Source organism: Streptosporangium sp. NPDC049078 (assembly GCF_040648855.1).
Taxonomy (GTDB): domain Bacteria; phylum Actinomycetota; class Actinomycetes; order Streptosporangiales; family Streptosporangiaceae; genus Streptosporangium.
In genome coordinates this window covers 71,203-87,999 of record NZ_JBEZEL010000022.1, presented here as the reverse complement: position 1 = coordinate 87,999, position 16,797 = coordinate 71,203, and the positions used below count along the sequence as shown (strand labels likewise).

Annotated in this window: 21 protein-coding genes; 4 read left to right on the top strand and 17 right to left on the bottom strand. The window is 66.6% G+C overall.

What is annotated here, in order from left to right; translation table 11 throughout:
• Positions 1-49: 49 nt before the first annotated feature.
• The 3 genes from AB0B90_RS32510 (at position 50) to AB0B90_RS32500 (ending at position 1,462) form a co-directional block, all read left to right on the top strand.
• Positions 50-580, top strand: coding sequence for a pyridoxamine 5'-phosphate oxidase family protein (locus AB0B90_RS32510; protein WP_362926219.1), 531 nt, complete (start codon positions 50-52; stop codon positions 578-580).
• Positions 581-725: 145 nt separating this feature from the next.
• Positions 726-980 carry a hypothetical protein gene (locus AB0B90_RS32505; RefSeq protein ID WP_343974952.1) on the top strand — a complete coding sequence of 85 codons (255 nt, stop codon included), beginning with the start codon at positions 726-728 and terminating at the stop codon, positions 978-980.
• A complete protein-coding gene (locus AB0B90_RS32500; RefSeq protein WP_350945749.1) occupies positions 977-1,462 on the top strand; it encodes a hypothetical protein in 486 nt (161 codons plus the stop codon). Before AB0B90_RS32505 ends, AB0B90_RS32500 begins: the two co-directional genes overlap by 4 nt.
• A gap of 171 nt (positions 1,463-1,633) precedes the next feature.
• Here AB0B90_RS32500 and AB0B90_RS32495 read toward each other — a convergent pair whose 3' ends face one another.
• The 4 genes from AB0B90_RS32495 to AB0B90_RS32480 all read right to left on the bottom strand — a co-directional run bounded on the left by AB0B90_RS32495 (position 1,634) and on the right by AB0B90_RS32480 (position 4,286).
• A complete protein-coding gene (locus AB0B90_RS32495) occupies positions 1,634-2,755 on the bottom strand; it encodes a glycosyltransferase (RefSeq protein ID WP_362926218.1) in 1,122 nt (373 codons plus the stop codon).
• A 204-nt stretch (positions 2,756-2,959) separates the two neighbouring features.
• On the bottom strand, positions 2,960-3,172 hold the full coding sequence (locus AB0B90_RS32490; RefSeq protein ID WP_362926217.1) for a DUF397 domain-containing protein: 213 nt from the start codon (positions 3,170-3,172) through the stop codon (positions 2,960-2,962).
• A gap of 23 nt (positions 3,173-3,195) precedes the next feature.
• Complete coding sequence (locus tag AB0B90_RS32485) at positions 3,196-3,408, bottom strand: DUF397 domain-containing protein (protein ID WP_362926216.1); 213 nt, start codon at positions 3,406-3,408, stop codon at positions 3,196-3,198.
• Entirely contained in the window at positions 3,396-4,286 is an 891-nt protein-coding gene (locus tag AB0B90_RS32480) for a helix-turn-helix transcriptional regulator (protein ID WP_362926215.1), read from the bottom strand. The genes AB0B90_RS32485 and AB0B90_RS32480 overlap by 13 nt, the downstream gene beginning before the upstream one ends.
• Positions 4,287-4,540: 254 nt before the next feature.
• Here AB0B90_RS32480 and AB0B90_RS32475 point away from each other — a divergent pair, with 254 nt between their 5' ends.
• Entirely contained in the window at positions 4,541-5,071 is a 531-nt protein-coding gene (locus tag AB0B90_RS32475) for an ATP-binding protein (RefSeq protein WP_362926214.1), read from the top strand.
• A 299-nt stretch (positions 5,072-5,370) separates the two neighbouring features.
• On the opposite strand, the gene AB0B90_RS32470 is transcribed toward AB0B90_RS32475, so the two are convergent.
• The 13 genes from AB0B90_RS32470 to AB0B90_RS32410 all read right to left on the bottom strand — a co-directional run bounded on the left by AB0B90_RS32470 (position 5,371) and on the right by AB0B90_RS32410 (position 16,757).
• Positions 5,371-5,745 carry a nuclear transport factor 2 family protein gene (locus AB0B90_RS32470; RefSeq protein ID WP_362926213.1) on the bottom strand — a complete coding sequence of 125 codons (375 nt, stop codon included), beginning with the start codon at positions 5,743-5,745 and terminating at the stop codon, positions 5,371-5,373.
• A 506-nt stretch (positions 5,746-6,251) separates the two neighbouring features.
• On the bottom strand, positions 6,252-6,707 hold the full coding sequence (locus AB0B90_RS32465; protein WP_362926212.1) for a hypothetical protein: 456 nt from the start codon (positions 6,705-6,707) through the stop codon (positions 6,252-6,254).
• Between the two features lie 17 nt (positions 6,708-6,724).
• Positions 6,725-7,312, bottom strand: coding sequence for a hypothetical protein (locus tag AB0B90_RS32460; protein ID WP_362926211.1), 588 nt, complete (start codon positions 7,310-7,312; stop codon positions 6,725-6,727).
• A 201-nt stretch (positions 7,313-7,513) separates the two neighbouring features.
• Positions 7,514-8,332 (bottom strand): nitrilase-related carbon-nitrogen hydrolase, encoded by an 819-nt coding sequence (locus AB0B90_RS32455; protein ID WP_362926210.1) that lies wholly within the window; start codon positions 8,330-8,332, stop codon positions 7,514-7,516.
• The gene (gene npdG / locus AB0B90_RS32450) at positions 8,329-9,033 is read right to left on the bottom strand and encodes an NADPH-dependent F420 reductase (protein ID WP_350945740.1); all 705 of its coding nucleotides are present in this window, start codon (positions 9,031-9,033) and stop codon (positions 8,329-8,331) included. Before npdG ends, AB0B90_RS32455 begins: the two co-directional genes overlap by 4 nt.
• Positions 9,034-9,035: 2 nt before the next feature.
• Positions 9,036-10,043, bottom strand: a complete 1,008-nt coding sequence (locus tag AB0B90_RS32445; RefSeq protein ID WP_350945739.1) for an LLM class flavin-dependent oxidoreductase — start codon at positions 10,041-10,043, stop codon at positions 9,036-9,038.
• Positions 10,044-10,069: 26 nt separating this feature from the next.
• The gene (gene hydA, locus AB0B90_RS32440; protein WP_350945738.1) at positions 10,070-11,485 is read right to left on the bottom strand and encodes a dihydropyrimidinase; all 1,416 of its coding nucleotides are present in this window, start codon (positions 11,483-11,485) and stop codon (positions 10,070-10,072) included.
• A gap of 49 nt (positions 11,486-11,534) precedes the next feature.
• Complete coding sequence (locus tag AB0B90_RS32435; RefSeq protein ID WP_362926209.1) at positions 11,535-12,890, bottom strand: aminotransferase class III-fold pyridoxal phosphate-dependent enzyme; 1,356 nt, start codon at positions 12,888-12,890, stop codon at positions 11,535-11,537.
• A 28-nt stretch (positions 12,891-12,918) separates the two neighbouring features.
• Positions 12,919-13,482, bottom strand: coding sequence for an amino acid synthesis family protein (locus tag AB0B90_RS32430; protein WP_350945736.1), 564 nt, complete (start codon positions 13,480-13,482; stop codon positions 12,919-12,921).
• Between the two features lie 120 nt (positions 13,483-13,602).
• Positions 13,603-14,442 (bottom strand): nitrilase family protein, encoded by an 840-nt coding sequence (locus AB0B90_RS32425; RefSeq protein ID WP_350945735.1) that lies wholly within the window; start codon positions 14,440-14,442, stop codon positions 13,603-13,605.
• A gap of 20 nt (positions 14,443-14,462) precedes the next feature.
• Positions 14,463-14,633: a hypothetical protein gene (locus AB0B90_RS32420; protein WP_350945734.1), complete on the bottom strand. Its 171-nt coding sequence runs from the start codon at positions 14,631-14,633 to the stop codon at positions 14,463-14,465.
• Between the two features lie 34 nt (positions 14,634-14,667).
• Positions 14,668-15,471 carry an IclR family transcriptional regulator gene (locus AB0B90_RS32415; RefSeq protein WP_362907504.1) on the bottom strand — a complete coding sequence of 268 codons (804 nt, stop codon included), beginning with the start codon at positions 15,469-15,471 and terminating at the stop codon, positions 14,668-14,670.
• Positions 15,472-15,587: 116 nt separating this feature from the next.
• Positions 15,588-16,757, bottom strand: a complete 1,170-nt coding sequence (locus AB0B90_RS32410; protein WP_350945732.1) for an ABC transporter substrate-binding protein — start codon at positions 16,755-16,757, stop codon at positions 15,588-15,590.
• Positions 16,758-16,797 lie beyond the last annotated feature (40 nt).

The window sequence follows — 16,797 nt, the reverse complement described above, 5'->3', positions numbered from 1 at the left end:
GCGTCGATGGTGGGCGTGGACCGGACCCAACGGATAGACAAGGACTTCGATGCGCGAAACACCGGAAGAGCTCAAGGAGCTCCAGGCTCTTCTCGACGCCTCTCTCTTCCGCTCCAACTCGTACCTCCGCTCGATCATCGGTGGCGAGCGCACCCTGGGCGCAGAGCAGCTCACCCAGGTCCTCGCCGGTATGTGCCCCCTCGCGCTGTCCACCGTGACGGCGAAGGGGGAGCCGCGGATCAGCGGGGTGGACGGGCACTTCCTGCACGGAAAGTGGCACTTCGGTACGGCGCTCAACGCGGCCAAGGCCCGCCACCTCGCCGCCCGACCCGCCGTCAGCGCCGCGTACATGCGCGGTGAGGAACTGGGCGTGTTCACCCACGGCACCGTGGAGATCCTCAACCCCCAGGACGGCGAGCCGGCCGCGGACTGGCCGGACCTGCTCGCGTACTTCAAGGACTTCTACGGCGACGACGCCTTCGACTGGACCAACGAGGTGGTCTACTACCGGCTGCATCCGCACTGGATGACCGTCTACGCCTCCGACGTCGCGAAACTCACCGCGCCGCCCCGGCCCTGATCCGTGGCACAGTCCTCAGCCTTCAGCGAGGCCATGCCTCCAGACGGGGCCATTGTGAACCTCTGTGGGTGTTATCGATGTTCCATACCGCGAAGCTCTCCATTGATTCCCCGCCTGTGCGAGGTGCCTGCACTACGCTCGGGACATGAGCAACGAACTTCCCGCCGATCTGCTTGCCGAGGCCAGGCAGTGGATTGCCGAGACCGGCCAGGACATCACGCCTGCCGAGTACATCGCTCAGGCCGTTCACCGACAGATGCAGCAGGATTACCGGGCTGCCAAGGAGCGAGAAGCGCGTCGCATCGAGGCGATCCGCACCTCCAACCCTGAGGGGTTCGCCGCCGGTGAGCGTCGAGCCGAAGAACTGATCGCCAAGTACGCCGGCCGGGCCACGGCGTGAGCGCCAAGTTCATTCTCGACACCTCGCTCATCACCGCTTATGCCCAAGGACACGACCAAGCGGTCGGCGTGGTGCATGCGATCAAACGTCGTGTCCCTGACGGTCTTCTTCTGCCTGCCATATCAGTGATCACCGCACGAGCACACCTCACCGTGGACCAGCGAGAATATCTGGACGCGGAACTTCTGGCCCGTAATCCCCGACTGGGTCTCGATGAGATTGTCGTGAAACTCGGCGTTGGATACGACCCTGTCAAAATCGATCTTGACGGTGATGCCCAGCGAGGGATCTCCGGCACCTGGGCGGACCTTGGGGTCGATGTGGTGCCGATCGACGTGGCAGAGGCCGCCTACTGGGGTAATCGGACTGACCGTACTGTACTGACGCTCGCAGGAAAGCAGGTGTGGGGGCGGTTGCTCAACGACCTGCCGGGAGTGAGCGTCGAAGACCTACAGGACGGTCCGCCCGAAAACTGGAGCTGATTGTGCTGGGCGCCGACGATCCAGTCGATCGGAGTGACTGAGTTCTCTCGCCAAACAGAGAAACCCCCCGAATTCGCCATGTGATCGGGGGGTTTCTTGGTGAAGGTGCATATGAAATCAGTCGAGGTCGTCGTTCTTCAGGCCCGCGAAACGGGGTGAAATACGTTCAGCTCATCCGTCGGCCACCGGGTAGCGGCTGAGGATCTCGGCTCGCTGGGTCGCCGACGGCCGGTGGAAGTAGAGCAGCTCACCGGAGGTGTCCACGCACTGGACCGGGCCGGCCAGTTCGGCGCCGGGGGTCTCGTCGATGACGAGAAGATCGCTCGTCGCGCCGTGGGCCGTCAACTCCGCCGTCGCGGCGTCGACCGTGTCCTCCTCGACCACCACGAGCCGGTAGGTGGTGGACACCGGTAGCCGGCCGTCGAGGGCCCGCGCGGCGAACTCGAAGCAGCGCATCGCCTCAACCCAGCCGATCCGCCGGTCAGTGGGGTTCATCGCCGGGCCGACGATCGACTGGATCGCCACTTCCGGCGCCTGATGCTTGGCCATCATGTAGGCGAGATTGCGGACCCAGTCGTCGTACATCGCGGCGTCTATCTCCCGGCGCCGCTGGTGGTAGGCCACGGCCGAGACGTTGAAGGCGAAGGCCAGTCCCGCCTGCCGCAGCCGATATCCCAGGTCGGTGTCCTCAAGTCCCCAGCCGAGAAACGCCTCGTCGAAACCACCGAGCCGGCGTAGGTGCTCGACGCGCACCGAGGCGTTGCAGGTGAACAGGAGATGCCAGCAGATGGCGAGCCGGTTCATGTTGCCCGAGAATTCGGCCAGCACCCGCTCGCGCGGATCACCCCAGGCGACGGCGGGCATGGCGTCGAAGGTGAATTCGCGGCCGAGGCGCTCCTCGTCGAAGTCTCCGTCTCCGAGGTCCGGGCGGGGGCCGATCACCACGAGATCATTCCTGAGCCGGTGATAACGGACGTGTTCGGCGAGGTAGGTCGGCCCGACCACCGTGTCGGCGTCGACCATGACGATGAGTTCCCCGCCGGCCTTGGCGATGGCCGCGTTACGGGCGGCCGCCCGGCTCGACCGATCGGTGCGCGGAAGGTAGAGGTAGGTCAGGTTGTCACGGCCTGCCAGCTCGGCGACCATCTCGCCGGTACCGTCGGTGGAGCCGTCGTCGGCGACGACGATCTCGAAGGAGTCCTCCGGATCGAGCACGCTGTGCGCGAGGGTGTACAGCAACAGGCGCAACTTGCTCCGCACGTTGAAGGCGGGAATGACGACGCTGACCTTCACGAAACCTCCTGTGAATGGGCGACGAAACGACCGTGGCACGGTAGGGCAGCACCCCAGAGCTCCCGGTCGTGACGGTGATGGACCCGTCTACCAGGAGCTCTCTTGCTTCATCAGGCGAACGCCGGGCTCTCGATCATGCTGTGAACGGGGAGCGGTCCTCAGCGGGACGAAAAGGGTTCGTCGCTGTGGCGTTTCCTTGGGTGGTCAGTCGAAGTGGCCGTTCTTCACGCTGGTGATGAAGGTGTTCCATGCGGTGGGGGTGAGGATGAGGGCGGGGGCGGTGGGGTTTTTGCTGTCGCGGATGCCTCGGTGGCCGTGGGGGAGGTCGGCGATTTCCACGCAGTTGCTCGCGTCGTCACCGGAGAGGGTGGATTTGCGCCAGTGGACGCTGTGGAGCTCCTGGGCAGGGATGTCCATTGCTGTGGCGTTTCCTTGGGTGGTCAGTCGAAGTGGCCGTTCTTCACGCTGGTGATGAAGGTGTTCCATGCGGTGGGGGTGAGGATGAGGGCGGGGGCGGTGGGGTTTTTGCTGTCGCGGATGCCTCGGTGGCCGTGGGGGAGGTCGGCGATCTCGACGCAGTTGCTTCCGTCCCCACCCGAGAGGGTGGATTTACGCCAGTGGACGCTGTGGAGTTCCTGGTTCAGGTCGTCCATCTCGGGATCGCCTCCTTGATCATTTTGAGTGATTCGCGGCGGGATAGGGCGTCGGCTCGGATCTCGTTGTGTCTTAATGCTAGCTCTTTCACCTCCGCAACCCGCTCGGTTACTCGATCTCCTGTGCTCTGGGAATCGATGTAGGCAACGGAAGGCTGCCCTTCGGGCATGTCCGCGATGACGAAGCTTCCAAGTAGGCCCACGGTGCTGTAAGCCGTATACGGAAGCAGGTGAAGTGAGATGTGGGAACTTTTCCCGAGTTCCAGGAGATGCTGAAGCTGGAACTTCATCACTTCCGGACTGCCTACGGGTCTATGCAAGATGCTTTCGTCCAGCACCGCCCAGATCTTGGGAGGCTTGGGCCGTCTGAGGATTTCCTGTCGCTCCAGGCGAGCCGCTACACGCTTGTCCGTCTGTTCTGGGGTGCTGTCTGGTTCGTTGCCGATCAGGGCTCGCGCGTATCCCTCTACCTGCATGAGTCCGGGGATCATCGATAGTTCCCACATGTGAAGCGCCTCTGCTCTGGGTTCGAACTCCAGCCAGGAGCGGAACCAGCGGGGGACCTGGGTGGTCATGCGGTCCAGGCGGTCCAGGAGATCGACGAGCGCCGTGCCCAGGTTGAGGGCCTCGTCGATCTGATGGGCCAGCTTCCTGGTGGGCGCCCTGTGGCCGTTCTCCAACATGCTCAGGTGGCTTATGGCGAGGGGGACCGCGAGGCAGAGTCGCCTCTGGGTAAATCCCGACAAAGTCCGGTATTTCCGTAGCTCTCTACCGAATTGAACGCGCGTGGATTCATGGTAATCCGTATCGAACTCCGGCTCCGACTCTGTCTCGGGTGTGGGCTCCAGCTCTGGATCCGGTTCTGGGATGACGCTCATCTCGCTCTCCTCTCGCTGCCTCTTGGGGATTCTCCTGCATTTCCATTGCCGAGGGAATGGATACGGGATTTTCTTGGGTTCACAGTTTTGTGAACCTACTTCTCGAACTGTGAACCCCTGATAAGCGGGGATCTGCTTCCTCCGCGCCTCGGTGTTTGGGACCGTTTTCCCGTCGGGCCGACGCTGTCGCGGGATGTCAGCCGATGGCTCACGTGAGAACGGGTCGGTTCAATTCGGTCGGAAGGCGCAATCCCATGGAACCGGAGACGTTTAGCGAAATACTTCTGCTCGGTAATGTCGAAGCCGCTTCGAGGGCACGGGAGGAGGTTCGTAAATGGCTGGGGGAGGGTCATCCGGCCTACGAGAACGCGCGGCTGGCCGTGTCCGAGCTGGTGACCAACGCCGTCCGGCACGCTCGGCACGTGGTGAGCGGGCAGGCCGGGGCCGGTGACGACGACCCGCTGATCCTGCGGCTGCTGGCGTACGGTGGCCTGCTGCGCGTCGAGGTCGTGGACGCGGGTCTCGGCGTCGAGGAACCCCGCCTTCGGGCGGACCCGGTGTGCCTGCTGATGGAGAACGGCCGGGGGTTGGCCATCGTCGGCATGCTCTCGGGCGGAAACTGGGGCTGTCGCTCCCACGGCCGACGGCCCGGCCGGACCGTCTGGTGCGAGCTTCCCTTGGATCCGCTCCCCGATGAGGACCTTCCCGAGCCGTCAGGCCCGTCGGTCCCGGCAGCCCCGTCCGCTCCGGATGATCTCCTTCCCGGACCGCCCGCCTCCGCCTGAGCGGAGGCCCGGCAGCGGCCGGGACCCTGAACCGCCCCCGGCGGGTAGTGGCACACGGGTCCGTCCCCAGGAACCCGCGACCTGTGCCGCCCCGGCTCCACCTCCCCCGTTGGAGCCTCCGCCGGGGGCCTCGCGGCGATCAGCGGATGATCGGCGGGTATCGCCGCAGGGCGAGGGACGCCGTGACGTTTCGGTATGACCGAATGAATCTTCGGTCATACCGAATATCGAGCTCGCGAAGACGGCGGGCATCCGGCGCGGTGTGCCGGAGCGCGTCCGGCACTCGGGTGAGCCGGAGGTCATTCCGGGGAGTCGGCGAAGATCACTATTTCGTCGATGTCGCCCTCGGCGGTGACGTGCACCACGTCCATTCCGGTCAGCAGGCTCCGGCCCGAGGCGTCCTCGTAACGCCACCCGAAACGCGCCCACTCGTCCGGTGCGTCCACCCGGGTCGTACGGACCATCCGGCAGGGGCCGGACGGGTGTCCCTGCACCACCTCGGTGATGAAGTCCTCGACCGCCTTGCGTCCGGCACCTCGGCCCAACGGCCCCCAGAAGACGACGTCGGCGGCGAGGGCGCGGCTCAGCAGCGTGGCCCGCTGGGCGTGGTCGGCGGTGTTGGCCGCCGCGATGAAGGCGTCGATGGCGTGATCATGAAGAGCGTCGTCCGTCACTTCGCGATGATAGCCAGCCGACCCGCGCCGCGAAGACGCGGACGCACCTCGATGTCCCGCGGGAACGAGCGGGGCGACCCATCGGAAGCGTCGAACAGCCGAACCCTCCCGATGTGCCCATCCGGGGCGCATGGGGTGTGCGAGCTATGTGGGTCGGGAGGGGGAATCGGGATGACATGGTGAGGTAAATCGCTTTTAAGGAAAGCAAGCCATGATGCGTCCATGAAACCCCCTTCTCGCGAAAAGTCGCATAGAGAAATCTAAGGATGGGGTGGGTGATATGTACTCGGTGCTTCAGGCGATGATCGCCGGGCTGATCGCCACGGCCGCCCTGATGGTGGGGGCGATGGGTTATCACTGGCACCGTCGCCGACACCGGTTGCCCCTCTTGTCGAAAACGTGGCCGGACGACAACGAGGAGCTCCCCCCACCTCGGAAACCCGACGGCGAGGACAACGGCCACGTCGCCACCTCGTACATACCGAAGACGCTCTCGGTCCCCGAAATCAGAACAGTCCGAGGTGGTCGAGAAGTTTGCCGGTAGCGTCGATCAGCGCGCGTGCGGCCGTTATCGCGCGCTCTGCTTCCGCCGGTTCCACAGTTTCGTCGGGGAACTCCGGGTATTCGAGTTCGTTGCGTCTGCGGCGCATGGTGCCATACGGCTCGAACGTGGGGCCGAACTGTCGAATCACGGCTTGCTGAACGGCATAGTGGCCGCCGGAGGTTGTGGCTCGTAACCCCTGTTGTGCCAGTAGGCCGGCGCAGGCGAAACGCGCCGCGTCGTAGGCGAGTGTGTAGGCGGAGTTCGGGTCGGTTGTTTTGAGCCCTTCGGCGCTTGCGAGAGTGGTGGCCGCCTTCCCTAACCATCTGCTGCCGTCAGTGGCCTCGCCTCGGACGCGCTGGAGTTCGCCGGAGGTCAACATCCGCTCGACGTCGGCCTCGCCACGTGTCCACCGTGTCATAGGTCGGGTTTCTCCGATCAGGTAAGGATTTCGGCAGTCAGGTCGATCACGGGGGCCGACTTGATCTGTCTGATGAGCGCGTCGGCCTCCGCGTTCCAGCGGTGGGTGGAAGCGAGGACGGGATTCACCGGCATGCCGATGCGTTCCTGAGCACGGTCGGCGGCGGCATAGACGGCGGCCCGGTCGACCTCGCCGACGACAAGTATGTCGATGTCGTGGGGGACAGGTCCTGGGTTTCCCGCATGCCGGGCGGCCCATGAGCCGAAGATGAGCAGGCGCTCGGTGCCTGGGATGCCGGCGAACTCCTCGCTGATGATCGTACGAGGTCCGTACATGTAGTTCAGGATCTCGGTCACGGGCCGGAAGAGGGGATGGTCGGGATTGGCGCGCAGGACGTGAGAGCGTCCGATCTCGGTAGTGGTGATCAGCTGTGCGTCGATGAGGCGATGGACCTCGGCGTGCAGGGTGGAGGGTGCCGTGCCCAGGTCTCGGGCCAGAGAGGCGAGAGTCCAGTCTTGCCGGGGCCGTAGATAGATGGCGGCGAGGATCTCCGCCTGGCTCCGAGACTTGAAGATGGGAACGACGGGCGCTGCGACGCTTCGCATAAACCGAATGTATCTTCGGTTATACCGAATATCAATCATCGCGGCGGCCGGCGGAGCCGTCGTCAGGGCGGCGGGGTCCGGTTGGAGCACCCCGCCGGGGGCTTTGTCCCGGTGCCGGGACCCGGTTCGGAGGGAAACGACGGGGATCTCATGCGGGCACGTGGCGTGCGGGTTTTTCCGGGCGGGTTTTTCCGGGTGGTGTCACATCGCCGTCAGCCGGTCGTACAGCTCCGGGCGCCGGTCCCTGAGGAACGGGCGGCGACGGCGCGAACTCGCGATCAGCTCCAGGTCGACCTCGGCGACCGCGACGTCGTCGCCGTCGTCACTCGCCTGGGCGAGGATGTCGCCGTCGGGGCCGTAGACGGCGCTCATCCCGAAGTAGTCCTTGACGCCTTCGCTGCCCACCCGGTTGGCGCAGATCACGAAGAGCCCGTTGAACACGGCGTGTGCCCTCAGTTCGAGCTGGAAGACCTCACGCATGGGCGCGCTCGCGGACGCGACCGGCACGCACAGCACCGAACCGCCTCGAAGGGCGACGATCCTGCTCAGCTCGGGGAAGTGCCTCTCGTAACAGATGATCGTGCCGACCCCGGTCTCGCCTGTCTGCACGACCTCGGGCTCGGTGCCCCCCGGCCGGAAGTAGAACTTCTCCGGGAATCCGTTGGAGAACGGCAGGTGGGACTTTCGATAGACCGACTTCAGCTCGCCCGCGACATACGTGCAGGCGGCGTTGAAATACACGCCGGGAACATCACCGGCCTCGAATATCGAGGAGACCACCGTGATCCCGTGCCGACGGGATCGGTCGGCCGCCATCGTGTTCGACGGGCCGTCGAGACGCTCCGCCAGCTCGAAGTAATCCGGGTCCGGTTCGGGCTGCACGAACGGGACGGCGAACAGCTCGGGAAGAAGAACGATGCCGGCGCCCTGGTCGGCGGCGGCGTCCACGAGATCGCCGGCCCTGCCGATGGTCTCCGTCCGGTCGTCCGTGGCGCGGAGCTGAACCGCGGCGAGCTTCATACGATCACCTTCTCGGGAGTGGGCTGCGGCATTCCGGTCACCGCTATGCCGGACCGCGTGCGATAGCGCTTGTTCACGGAGATGAGCACGGCGGTGAGCGGCTCCAGTTGGCGTGCCGTTCGCAGACGACCGGCGTCGACTCCCCGGCCGCCGGTCACCTCGACGGCCAGTGCCATCACGCGCGTTTTGGCCTCCGCGTCGTCACCGCACACCAGCACGTCCTCGTGGGACAGGTCCGCGCCGGGATCGAGGAGGAGCGGCGCCGAGAGATGGTGGAACGCGCCGACGACCGTGGTGCCGGGTACGATCCGCGCCGCCTCCTCCGCGGCGCTGCCGTCCGGTACGTCCAGTCCGTACGGGCCGTGCCGGTCGAAGCCGAGGGGATTCACGCAGCTGATCAGCAGCTTGCCGTCGAGGCCGGCGGCCAGACCGCCGACCAGGTCCGCGTGCCCCGTGTACGGCACGGCGAGGATGACGACCTCCGCGTCGGCGACCGCCGACGCGTTGGTGTCTCCGCGGACGGTCGTTTCCACGGCGGGAAGCTCCGACAGGTCGGCGGCCGCCCGCGCGGCCCGGTCTCCGTCACGTGATCCCAGGATGACCTGGTGTCCGGCACGGGCCAGCCGGTATCCGAGGCCGCGACCCTGAGGTCCCGTCCCGCCCACGATGGCGATGGTCGTCCGGGGAGAGTGGTGATCCATGTTCAGTCCTTCGCGGCCATGGCAAGGCTGGTGAGCGTCCGCTCCTTGTCGCCGAGCGTGGAGATGATCGGGCACCTGACGCCGGCCTCGTGGTACGACATGAGCTTGTCGAATGCCTGCGACGTGGACCCGCACGCGGTGACGCTCTGCACCAGCGAGTTCGAGACGAGAGGCATCGCGCGCTTGATGTCCTCGGGGGTCGCGGGCCATCCCGCCACCTCCTGCAGCCGGTCGACCAGTTCGCGCTCCACGCCACAGTGCTCGGCGATGTGCGGCTGCTGCATGAGGTAGAGGGTGAGGAACGCCTTGCACGCGTCGATGGCCTCCTGCGGGTCGTCGTCGTTGACGCTGCATGCCACGATCTGGGTCAGGTCGATCCCCGCGCGACCGTCGGTGCGCTTGGCGACGCCCCGGCCGATCGCCTCCTTGGCGCCGGTCAGATAGGACGGCGGCAGGAGGAAGTCCATGTGGACGCCGTCGCTGATCTCTCCGGCGAGCTCCAGCATCTTCGGCCCGACCGCGCCGATGTAGATGGGGATGTCGACCGGCTTGTTCTCGCGGTACATGCTGTCGAATCGCACGTCGCGCATCTGCACGAACTCGCCTTCGAAGGAGACGAGTTCGTTGCGGAAGAACGCCTGGCAGACGGCGATGTACTCGCGCATCGAGGCGAGCGGCTTCACGAGCGGCTGGCCGACCTTCGTGGCGAGCGGCTCCCACCAGGCGCCGATGCCGAGGATCGCGCGACCCGGAGCCACCTCGTCCAGGGTCTTGAAGGTCACCGCCATCAGCGCCGCGTTGCGGCTCTTGTTGTTGACGACGCCTGTGCCGATCTTCAGGTTGGAGGTCCTGCTCGCGATGATGGCCGCGGGCACGATTCCGTCCCTGGCCAGGCGGCCTTCGGCCACCCAGACCGACTCGAATCCGTTCCGATCCGCGAATTCGGCCTGCCAGTAGGTCTGTTCGAGGCTCAGCCTCTCACCGACGTGGATGCCGAGGGGAAGTTTCATATCCGGAGAACTCCGATCAGTCGGGGTCAGAAGAGGTGGGGCTTGCCCCGGGTCAGGAAGGATCCGCGACCGGGTTTCCCGTCGAAGGCTCCGTCGTTGACGAGGTGATGGCCGCGGGAGAACACGTGGACCGGTCGTCCGGTCACCCGCATGCCGTCGTAGAGGTTGTAGTCCGTGCGCATGTGCGAACCGGCCGTGGTGATGACGTGGTCCGCCGCGGGGTCCCACACGAGGAGGTCGGCGTCCGCGCCCACGGCCACCAGACCCTTGTGCGGGAAGAGCCCGAACAACTTGGCCGGACGCGTCGCCATGAGGTCGACGAACCTGCACATGTCGATCCGGCCCGTCGTGACTCCCGTCTCCCAGACGACCATGAGCCGGTCCTCGACTCCCGGAACCCCGTTGGGAACCTTCGGGAAGTAGCCGGGGCTGCGCAGTTTCTGCGGAGGGAGGTCGTTGGGCTGCTCCAGGCAGAAACCCGCGTGGTCGGTGGCCACCGTCGACAGCGCCCCCGTGGTGAGCGCCTGCCACAGGCCCTCCTGGTTGCCGCGCTCCCGGATCGGCGGCGAGCAGATGTACGCGGCGGCCTTCTCACCGAGTTCGGCGTAGTCCTCGTACGCGACCGCGAGATACTGCGGGCACGTCTCCCCCCACACCAGCGAGCCCCGGCTCCGCGCCTGGCCGATCTCCGCCGCGGCCGCCGCGCTGGAGACGTGCACCACGTAGACGGGACTGCCGACGGAGTCCGCCAGGACGATCGCCCGATGCACCGCTTCGGCTTCGGACTCGTGGCCGTGCGCCGTGGCGTGGTAGTTCTCGGCGGTGCGTCCACTCTCGATCAGCAATCGGGTCTCTCGGGCCACCATGTGGCCGTTCTCGGCATGCACCATCGGCAGCACGCCGTACTCGACCGCGAGTTCGAGGCCTTCGAGCAGCTGGCCGTCGTCGACCATCTGCGTGCCGGGGTAGGCCATGAAGAACTTCCAGCTCGACGCGCCTTCCCCGGCCAGGCGGCGCAGGTCGTCCAGCACGTTCTCCTGCTGGTCGCGCGGTGGCACGATGGCGTGCAGCCCGAAGTCGACGACGGCCTTGTCGGCGGCCACATCCCGGCGACGCATGTATGAGTCGAAGAGGGACTTGTCGGGCTCCTTCTTCACGAAGTCGATGACCGTCGTCGTCCCGCCGTGCGCGGCCGCGATCGTGCCGCTGTGGAAGTCGTCCGCCGTTCGGGTCGTGAAGCCGTCGATCGGATATTCCAGATGCGTGTGCACGTCGATACCGCCGGGGAGAACGAGCTTCCCGGTCGCGTCGACGACCTCGTCGGCCGACCAGTCGTCGCCGAGCCCGAGTGCGACGACGAGACCGTCACGCACCAGGACATCGGCTCGGATCGCGGCGTCGGCGTTGACGACGGTACCGCCTTTGATGAGTGTCGATCCCATCGTTTCCCCTCCTGAACGGCCGGTCACACCAGCTGGACGGTCGGTCTGATCAGCCGACGTAGTGCTCGTCGGCCAGTGTGAGCACCTCGTCCAGCACGTCGAGGGCCAGGTCGATCTCCGGCTCGCGGATGATGAGCGGCGGGGTCAGGCGCAGCACGTTGAAGTTCGCCGTGAGGTACACGCCACGCTTCATCGCCGCCTTGAGCACGCGGCTCACGGGTGCGGCCGCGGGACCCTTGGCGTTGAACGGGACGAGCGGTTCGCGCGTGGCCCGGTCCTTGACGAGTTCCACTCCGTAGAAGAGGCCACGGCCACGAATGTCACCGATGCTCGGGTGCCTGCCGGCCAGGGTCGCGAGCCCTTCGCCGAGCCGCCGGCCCATGAGCCGGGAGTTCTCGACGACACCCTCGTCCTGCATGATGCGCAGAGAGGCGACCCCGGAGGCGCAGGCGAGCGGGTGTCCCGCGTAGGTGAGACCGCCCCAGAACATGTTGTCCCGCAACCAGTCGGAGATCTTCTCCGACACGGTCATCGCGCCCAGCGGGACGTAACCGGAGTTGAGCCCCTTCGCGGTGGTGAGGATGTCCGGGACGACATCCCAGTGGTCGCAGGCGAACCATTCGCCCGTCCGGCCGAACCCCGCCATGACCTCGTCGAAGATGAGCAGGATGCCGTACTTGTCGCAGACCTCCCTCAGGGAGCGGAGGTATCCGTCAGGCGGGTACAGAAGCCCGTTCGTGCCGGTCACCGGCTCGACGATCACGGCGGCCACGGTGTCGGGGTTCTCGTACTGGAGGATCTCCTCCAGGTGCGGTCCCCCCGAGCAGACGGGGCACGGGTCGGGGTGGCCCGCGGGGCAGCGGTAGGTGTACGGATCGAGCATCCGCACCACGCCGGTCATGCCCGGCTCCGCCGCCCAGCGACGTGGATCCCCGGTCAGCGCCATCGCCCCCGCGGTCGCCCCGTGATAGGAGCGGTACCGGGCCACGATCTTCTGGCGGCCGGTCACGTGACGGGCGAGGCGCACGGCGTTCTCGTTGGCCGCCGCACCACCGGTGGTGAAGAAGCTCATCTTCAGGTCACCGGGCGTCAGCCCGGCCAGCATCTCGGCCAGCTCCGCCCGGGACCGCTCGGCGAAACCGGGGCCGATGTAGCACAGCTGCTCGGCCTGGCTGCGAATGGCCTCGACCAGCTTCGGGTGCTGGTGTCCGAGGTTGAGGTTGACCAGCTGCGACTGGAAGTCGAGGTACTTGCGGCCTTCGTAGTCCCAGAACCAGGAGCCCGAGCCTCCGGCGACCGGGATGGGGTCGAGCGCACCCTGGACCGACCAGGAGTGGATGACGTACTCCTTGTCGGCCTCCTTCACCCGTCGGCCGGTCCATGTCTGCGCGTCGGTGACGGTCATCGGATCGCCTTCCTTCGTCCCGCGGGTGTCACTGGGTCTTCGTCTCGGCGCCGAACGCGGCCAGGCGGGCCAGCGGGCGACCGGCGTTGGCGGCCGCGCAGATCACGAGGATCTCGCGGGGACGGGGGACGTCGGCCACCTGGAAGGTCACCGTCTGGTGGTGCGAGCGGGTCTTCGCGTCGAGCTTGTGCTTGAGCGGGATGTCGATCGGGCTGCCGGGGAGGCCGACCTTCTCGGCGGCGGGCAGGAGTTCGGTGCCGCCGGCCGCCTTGCGGAAGACGTTGCCGAACCGGAGGTTGTGGATCAGCGCCGAGCCGTGCTCGACCTCGCCGTCGATGCCGACGAGCGCGGCCTTGCCGAACGCCTCCACCTCGTCACCGAGCAGTTCCACGCAGGCCGGGCCGACGAGCTGCCCGATCTCCTCGCCCAGCTCGTCGGCGAGCGTCACCAGGTCCTGGACGTACTCGCTCGGGTACGGGTTGGTGATCACCGCGCCGACGAACGCGACCCGGTGCGAGCGCTCGACCGGCCGCCCGTTCTCGAGCACGGTCTCCTCGAGATGCTTGATGATCTTGCGGACCTGGATGCTCACTTCGTCTCCTTCTATGGTTCATCTGATGAACCGTTGGTTCAATTTTTGAGGACGGCCGGGATTGTGTCAAGGGATTCGAGGATGGAAACCGGGCGCCCGTTCGTGGCCGCGGCGCCGGGATCAGTCCCGTCGGCCGTCCTGGGCGTCCCGGGCGTCGCGGGTGACGTAGAGATCGGGGCGGCGGTCCGCCAGCGGCTGGTTGAACGGGTTGCCGCGCCGGGCCTCTCGCGACCCGATGAGGTCGATCTCGGCGAGCAACAGCTCTTCGCCGTCGTCGCTCGCGGGACCCGCGACGATCCAGCCGTCGGGGCCGACGACCACCGATCTCCCGACGAACTCCTGACCGCGCTCGACACCCACCCGGCTCACGCCCGCGACGTAGGACTGGTTGCTGTGCGCGCCGGTCATGCACATGAGGGTGGCCATGGCCGGCACATCGGCCGGCTGGCCCGGCACGGGGACCCAGTTCGACGGAAGAACGATCAGGTCGGCGCCCTGGAGAGCCGCGCTGCGGAAGGTCTCCGGGAACCACGCGTCGTAGCAGATCCCCACCCCGATCCGCCCCAGAGGCGTGTCGAAGACCGGAAACCCCGCTTCGTTGCGGTGGTAGATGGCCTTCTCGTCGTTCCAGAGATGGGCCTTGCGGAACGTTCCGACGTGCCCGTCAGGGCCTATCAGCACGGCCGAGTTGTACGCCCGGTCGCCCTCGCGTTCGGTGACACCGGCGACGATCCAGAGACCGTGTCTCCTGGCGAGTGCGGCCCAGGCCGAGCAGGCCGGCCCTTCGGGGACCTCCTCGGCGTACCGAAGGGCCTCGGCGCGGTCCGCGAAGACGTACCCCGCGGAGGACGCCTCGGGAAGGACGACGAGCCGCGCACCGGCCTCGGCCGCCTTCGTGATCCACTTCGACGATCGCTCGATGTTGCCGGCGACGTCACCGATGCGCGGGCGTAACTGCACGCCCGCCAGGATGAACCCGGTCACCACGGTGCCCTGACGGACATGTACTCGACCTCGGGATACTCGTCCATCCCGGCCCGGCCGCTCTCACGCCCTGGACCGGACTGCTTGACCCCGCCGACGAACCCGCCTTTCTGCACGCTGTCGGCGATGCTTTCGGCAGCGGCGATCGTGTCGGTAAGAGATGTCATGGGCGAACTCCTCGTCGCGCCTCCTTGGCGCCGATCAGTTGGTGGCCTGGCCCCCGGTCAGGGAACTCGGCAGGACGATGTCCGTGACGCTCAGCAGTTCACTCAGCCTTCGAGCGGCCTCGATCACCGATTCCGCCACCGAATCGATGCGGTCACGCGTGATGCGATAGGTGGGGCCGCCGATCCACACCGCGTAGGGCGTCGAGTCCCTGACCCGTACCGGCGCGGCCACGGACGCCGCGCCGACTTCGAGCTCGTCGTAGGCGAGGGCGAAGCCGTTGCGGCGGACCGAGTCCAGCGACTCGATGAACGCGTCCAGACCGCCCAGCTCCTCGGGGGCCTTCTCCGAGAACTCGGCCGCGAAATCCGTCCGCACCGCCTCCGGATCGAGGGCGGCGAGCAGAACCTTGCCGGTCGAGGTCGCCCACACGGGCTGGGTCCGCGGGACGGGTTTGAGCGTCTGCCCGATCAGCGAGGGCCCGGCGACCTGTGCGACGACCATGACGTTGGGTGGCAGGAGCACGTCGAACCCGGAGGTCTCCTTGGTCTCCTCGGCGAGTTGCCGCAGGACGCCGCGCATGTGGCCGTAAGCGCCGTCGCGGTCCAGCAGTCCTCCGACGATCGAGAGGAGGCCGAGTGAGACCCGATAACGGCGGGTGTCCGGATCGAGTGTCAGCCAGCTCTCCCGTTCGAGGACGGTGAGCACGCGGTAGCACGTCGCCTTGGGGATGCCGGCCTCCCTGGCGACCTCGCTGAGCCCGACACCCTCCGGGTGGGCGGCCACGGCACGAAGCAGCCAGATAGTCCGGCGGACGAGTCCCGCTTCGCTGGGTGCCATTGTCTCCTCCGTTGAGGTGATGTGATCGACGGTTGCGGCCATCATCGTGGCAGGCTCGCCGGGTGTTGTCCGTGCCTTACACCGACTTATGCCGCATAACGCACGAACATCATCTGCTACTTGCCCCCGGCGGTGAGTTCCACGGTCTCCGGCTTGTAGCCCTCGCCGGTGATGTCGAATCCCTCCGCCTTGAGCTCCTGGTCCGCCTTCTCGGTGAGGTCCCTGCGGAAGGCGCCCTCACCGGGGTCGGCCTTGAGCACCTTGGCGTCGATCGCGATCTTGATCGTCTGGTCCCACGCCTTCTGGTCGACGGTCCCGATGCCGTCGGGTGAAGGCCACACGAGCTTGTTGACCTCGTTCAGCATCCACGTCTGGTGGCCCTGGCCGAGCGCGCTGCCGTTGTTGAGGACGATCTCGACACAGCCGGTCAGGTCGTCCCGGCAGAAGCCCCAGCCCTTGTACGTCGCCTTGAGGAACTTCACGGCGACGTCCTTGTTGGCGTCCTCGGCCAGCCAGTCGCCACGCGCGTAGATACCGTCCTCAAGGCTCGTGTATCCCGCGTCCTGAAGGCTGATGGCCGAGAAGTCCTCCGGCTTGTACAGCGCGCCGGTCTCGGGATTGACGGTCTCCAGAAGCTGGGCGTACTCGTTGTAGATCTTGGCCTGGGCCGCGTCGACCTCACGCTTCAGCAGCAGTGACATGTCGAACGGCTGCTGTACGACGGTGACGTCCTTGGCCGGGTCGACGCCGGCGCCCTTCATCGCCGCGAACAGCACCAGCTCGTTGCCGAACCCCCAGCTGCCGACCTTCTTGCCCTTGAGGTCCGCGAGCTGCTTGATGCCCGAGTCCGCCCAGGCGACCTGCAGGTACGCGCCGCGCTGGAACACCTGGCCGATGTTGACGAGGTCGGCTCCCTGCTCCCGGGTGGCCATCGTCTTGGTGACGTGGCTGACCGCGAACTCCGCGTTGCCCGCCGACAGCACCTGCTGCGGCACGATGTTGACGCCACCCTCCTGGATGGTCACATCGAGGCACTCGGCGTCGTAGTAGCCCTTCTCCTTGGCGGCGTAGTAGCCGGCGAACTGCGACTGCGCCACCCACTGGAGGACGAGCCTGACCGGGGTTCGCGTCTGACACGAGGTGGTGTCCTCCGCGCCGGATCCGGAGGCCGTGGTGTCCTCCGACATGCCACAGGCGGACAGGGAGAGCGTGGCGGCGACCACCACGGCGCCGACGGCGCGGCGATTGACCCGTGGGCGCGGGAGGCGCCGAAGGGAGCGGAACATTGTGGCTCCTTCAAGGAAGTAATCGTGGGGGGAAATGACC

Excerpts from the sequence above, each read along its gene's own strand:
- AB0B90_RS32505 (WP_343974952.1), top strand. The coding sequence starts at position 726 with ATGAGCAACGAACTTCCCGCCGATCTGCTTGCCGAGGCCAGGCAGTGG.
- AB0B90_RS32510 (WP_362926219.1), top strand. The coding sequence starts at position 50 with ATGCGCGAAACACCGGAAGAGCTCAAGGAGCTCCAGGCTCTTCTCGAC.
- AB0B90_RS32475 (WP_362926214.1), top strand. The coding sequence starts at position 4,541 with ATGGAACCGGAGACGTTTAGCGAAATACTTCTGCTCGGTAATGTCGAA.
- AB0B90_RS32455 (WP_362926210.1), bottom strand. The coding sequence starts at position 8,332 with ATGAAGCTCGCCGCGGTTCAGCTCCGCGCCACGGACGACCGGACGGAG.
- AB0B90_RS32445 (WP_350945739.1), bottom strand. The coding sequence starts at position 10,043 with ATGAAACTTCCCCTCGGCATCCACGTCGGTGAGAGGCTGAGCCTCGAA.
- AB0B90_RS32490 (WP_362926217.1), bottom strand. The coding sequence starts at position 3,172 with ATGGACATCCCTGCCCAGGAGCTCCACAGCGTCCACTGGCGCAAATCC.
- AB0B90_RS32485 (WP_362926216.1), bottom strand. The coding sequence starts at position 3,408 with ATGGACGACCTGAACCAGGAACTCCACAGCGTCCACTGGCGTAAATCC.
- AB0B90_RS32420 (WP_350945734.1), bottom strand. The coding sequence starts at position 14,633 with ATGACATCTCTTACCGACACGATCGCCGCTGCCGAAAGCATCGCCGAC.
- npdG (WP_350945740.1), bottom strand. The coding sequence starts at position 9,033 with ATGGATCACCACTCTCCCCGGACGACCATCGCCATCGTGGGCGGGACG.
- AB0B90_RS32435 (WP_362926209.1), bottom strand. The coding sequence starts at position 12,890 with ATGACCGTCACCGACGCGCAGACATGGACCGGCCGACGGGTGAAGGAG.
- AB0B90_RS32415 (WP_362907504.1), bottom strand. The coding sequence starts at position 15,471 with ATGGCACCCAGCGAAGCGGGACTCGTCCGCCGGACTATCTGGCTGCTT.
- AB0B90_RS32465 (WP_362926212.1), bottom strand. The coding sequence starts at position 6,707 with ATGACACGGTGGACACGTGGCGAGGCCGACGTCGAGCGGATGTTGACC.
- hydA (WP_350945738.1), bottom strand. The coding sequence starts at position 11,485 with ATGGGATCGACACTCATCAAAGGCGGTACCGTCGTCAACGCCGACGCC.
- AB0B90_RS32410 (WP_350945732.1), bottom strand. The coding sequence starts at position 16,757 with ATGTTCCGCTCCCTTCGGCGCCTCCCGCGCCCACGGGTCAATCGCCGC.
- AB0B90_RS32460 (WP_362926211.1), bottom strand. The coding sequence starts at position 7,312 with ATGCGAAGCGTCGCAGCGCCCGTCGTTCCCATCTTCAAGTCTCGGAGC.
- AB0B90_RS32480 (WP_362926215.1), bottom strand. The coding sequence starts at position 4,286 with ATGAGCGTCATCCCAGAACCGGATCCAGAGCTGGAGCCCACACCCGAG.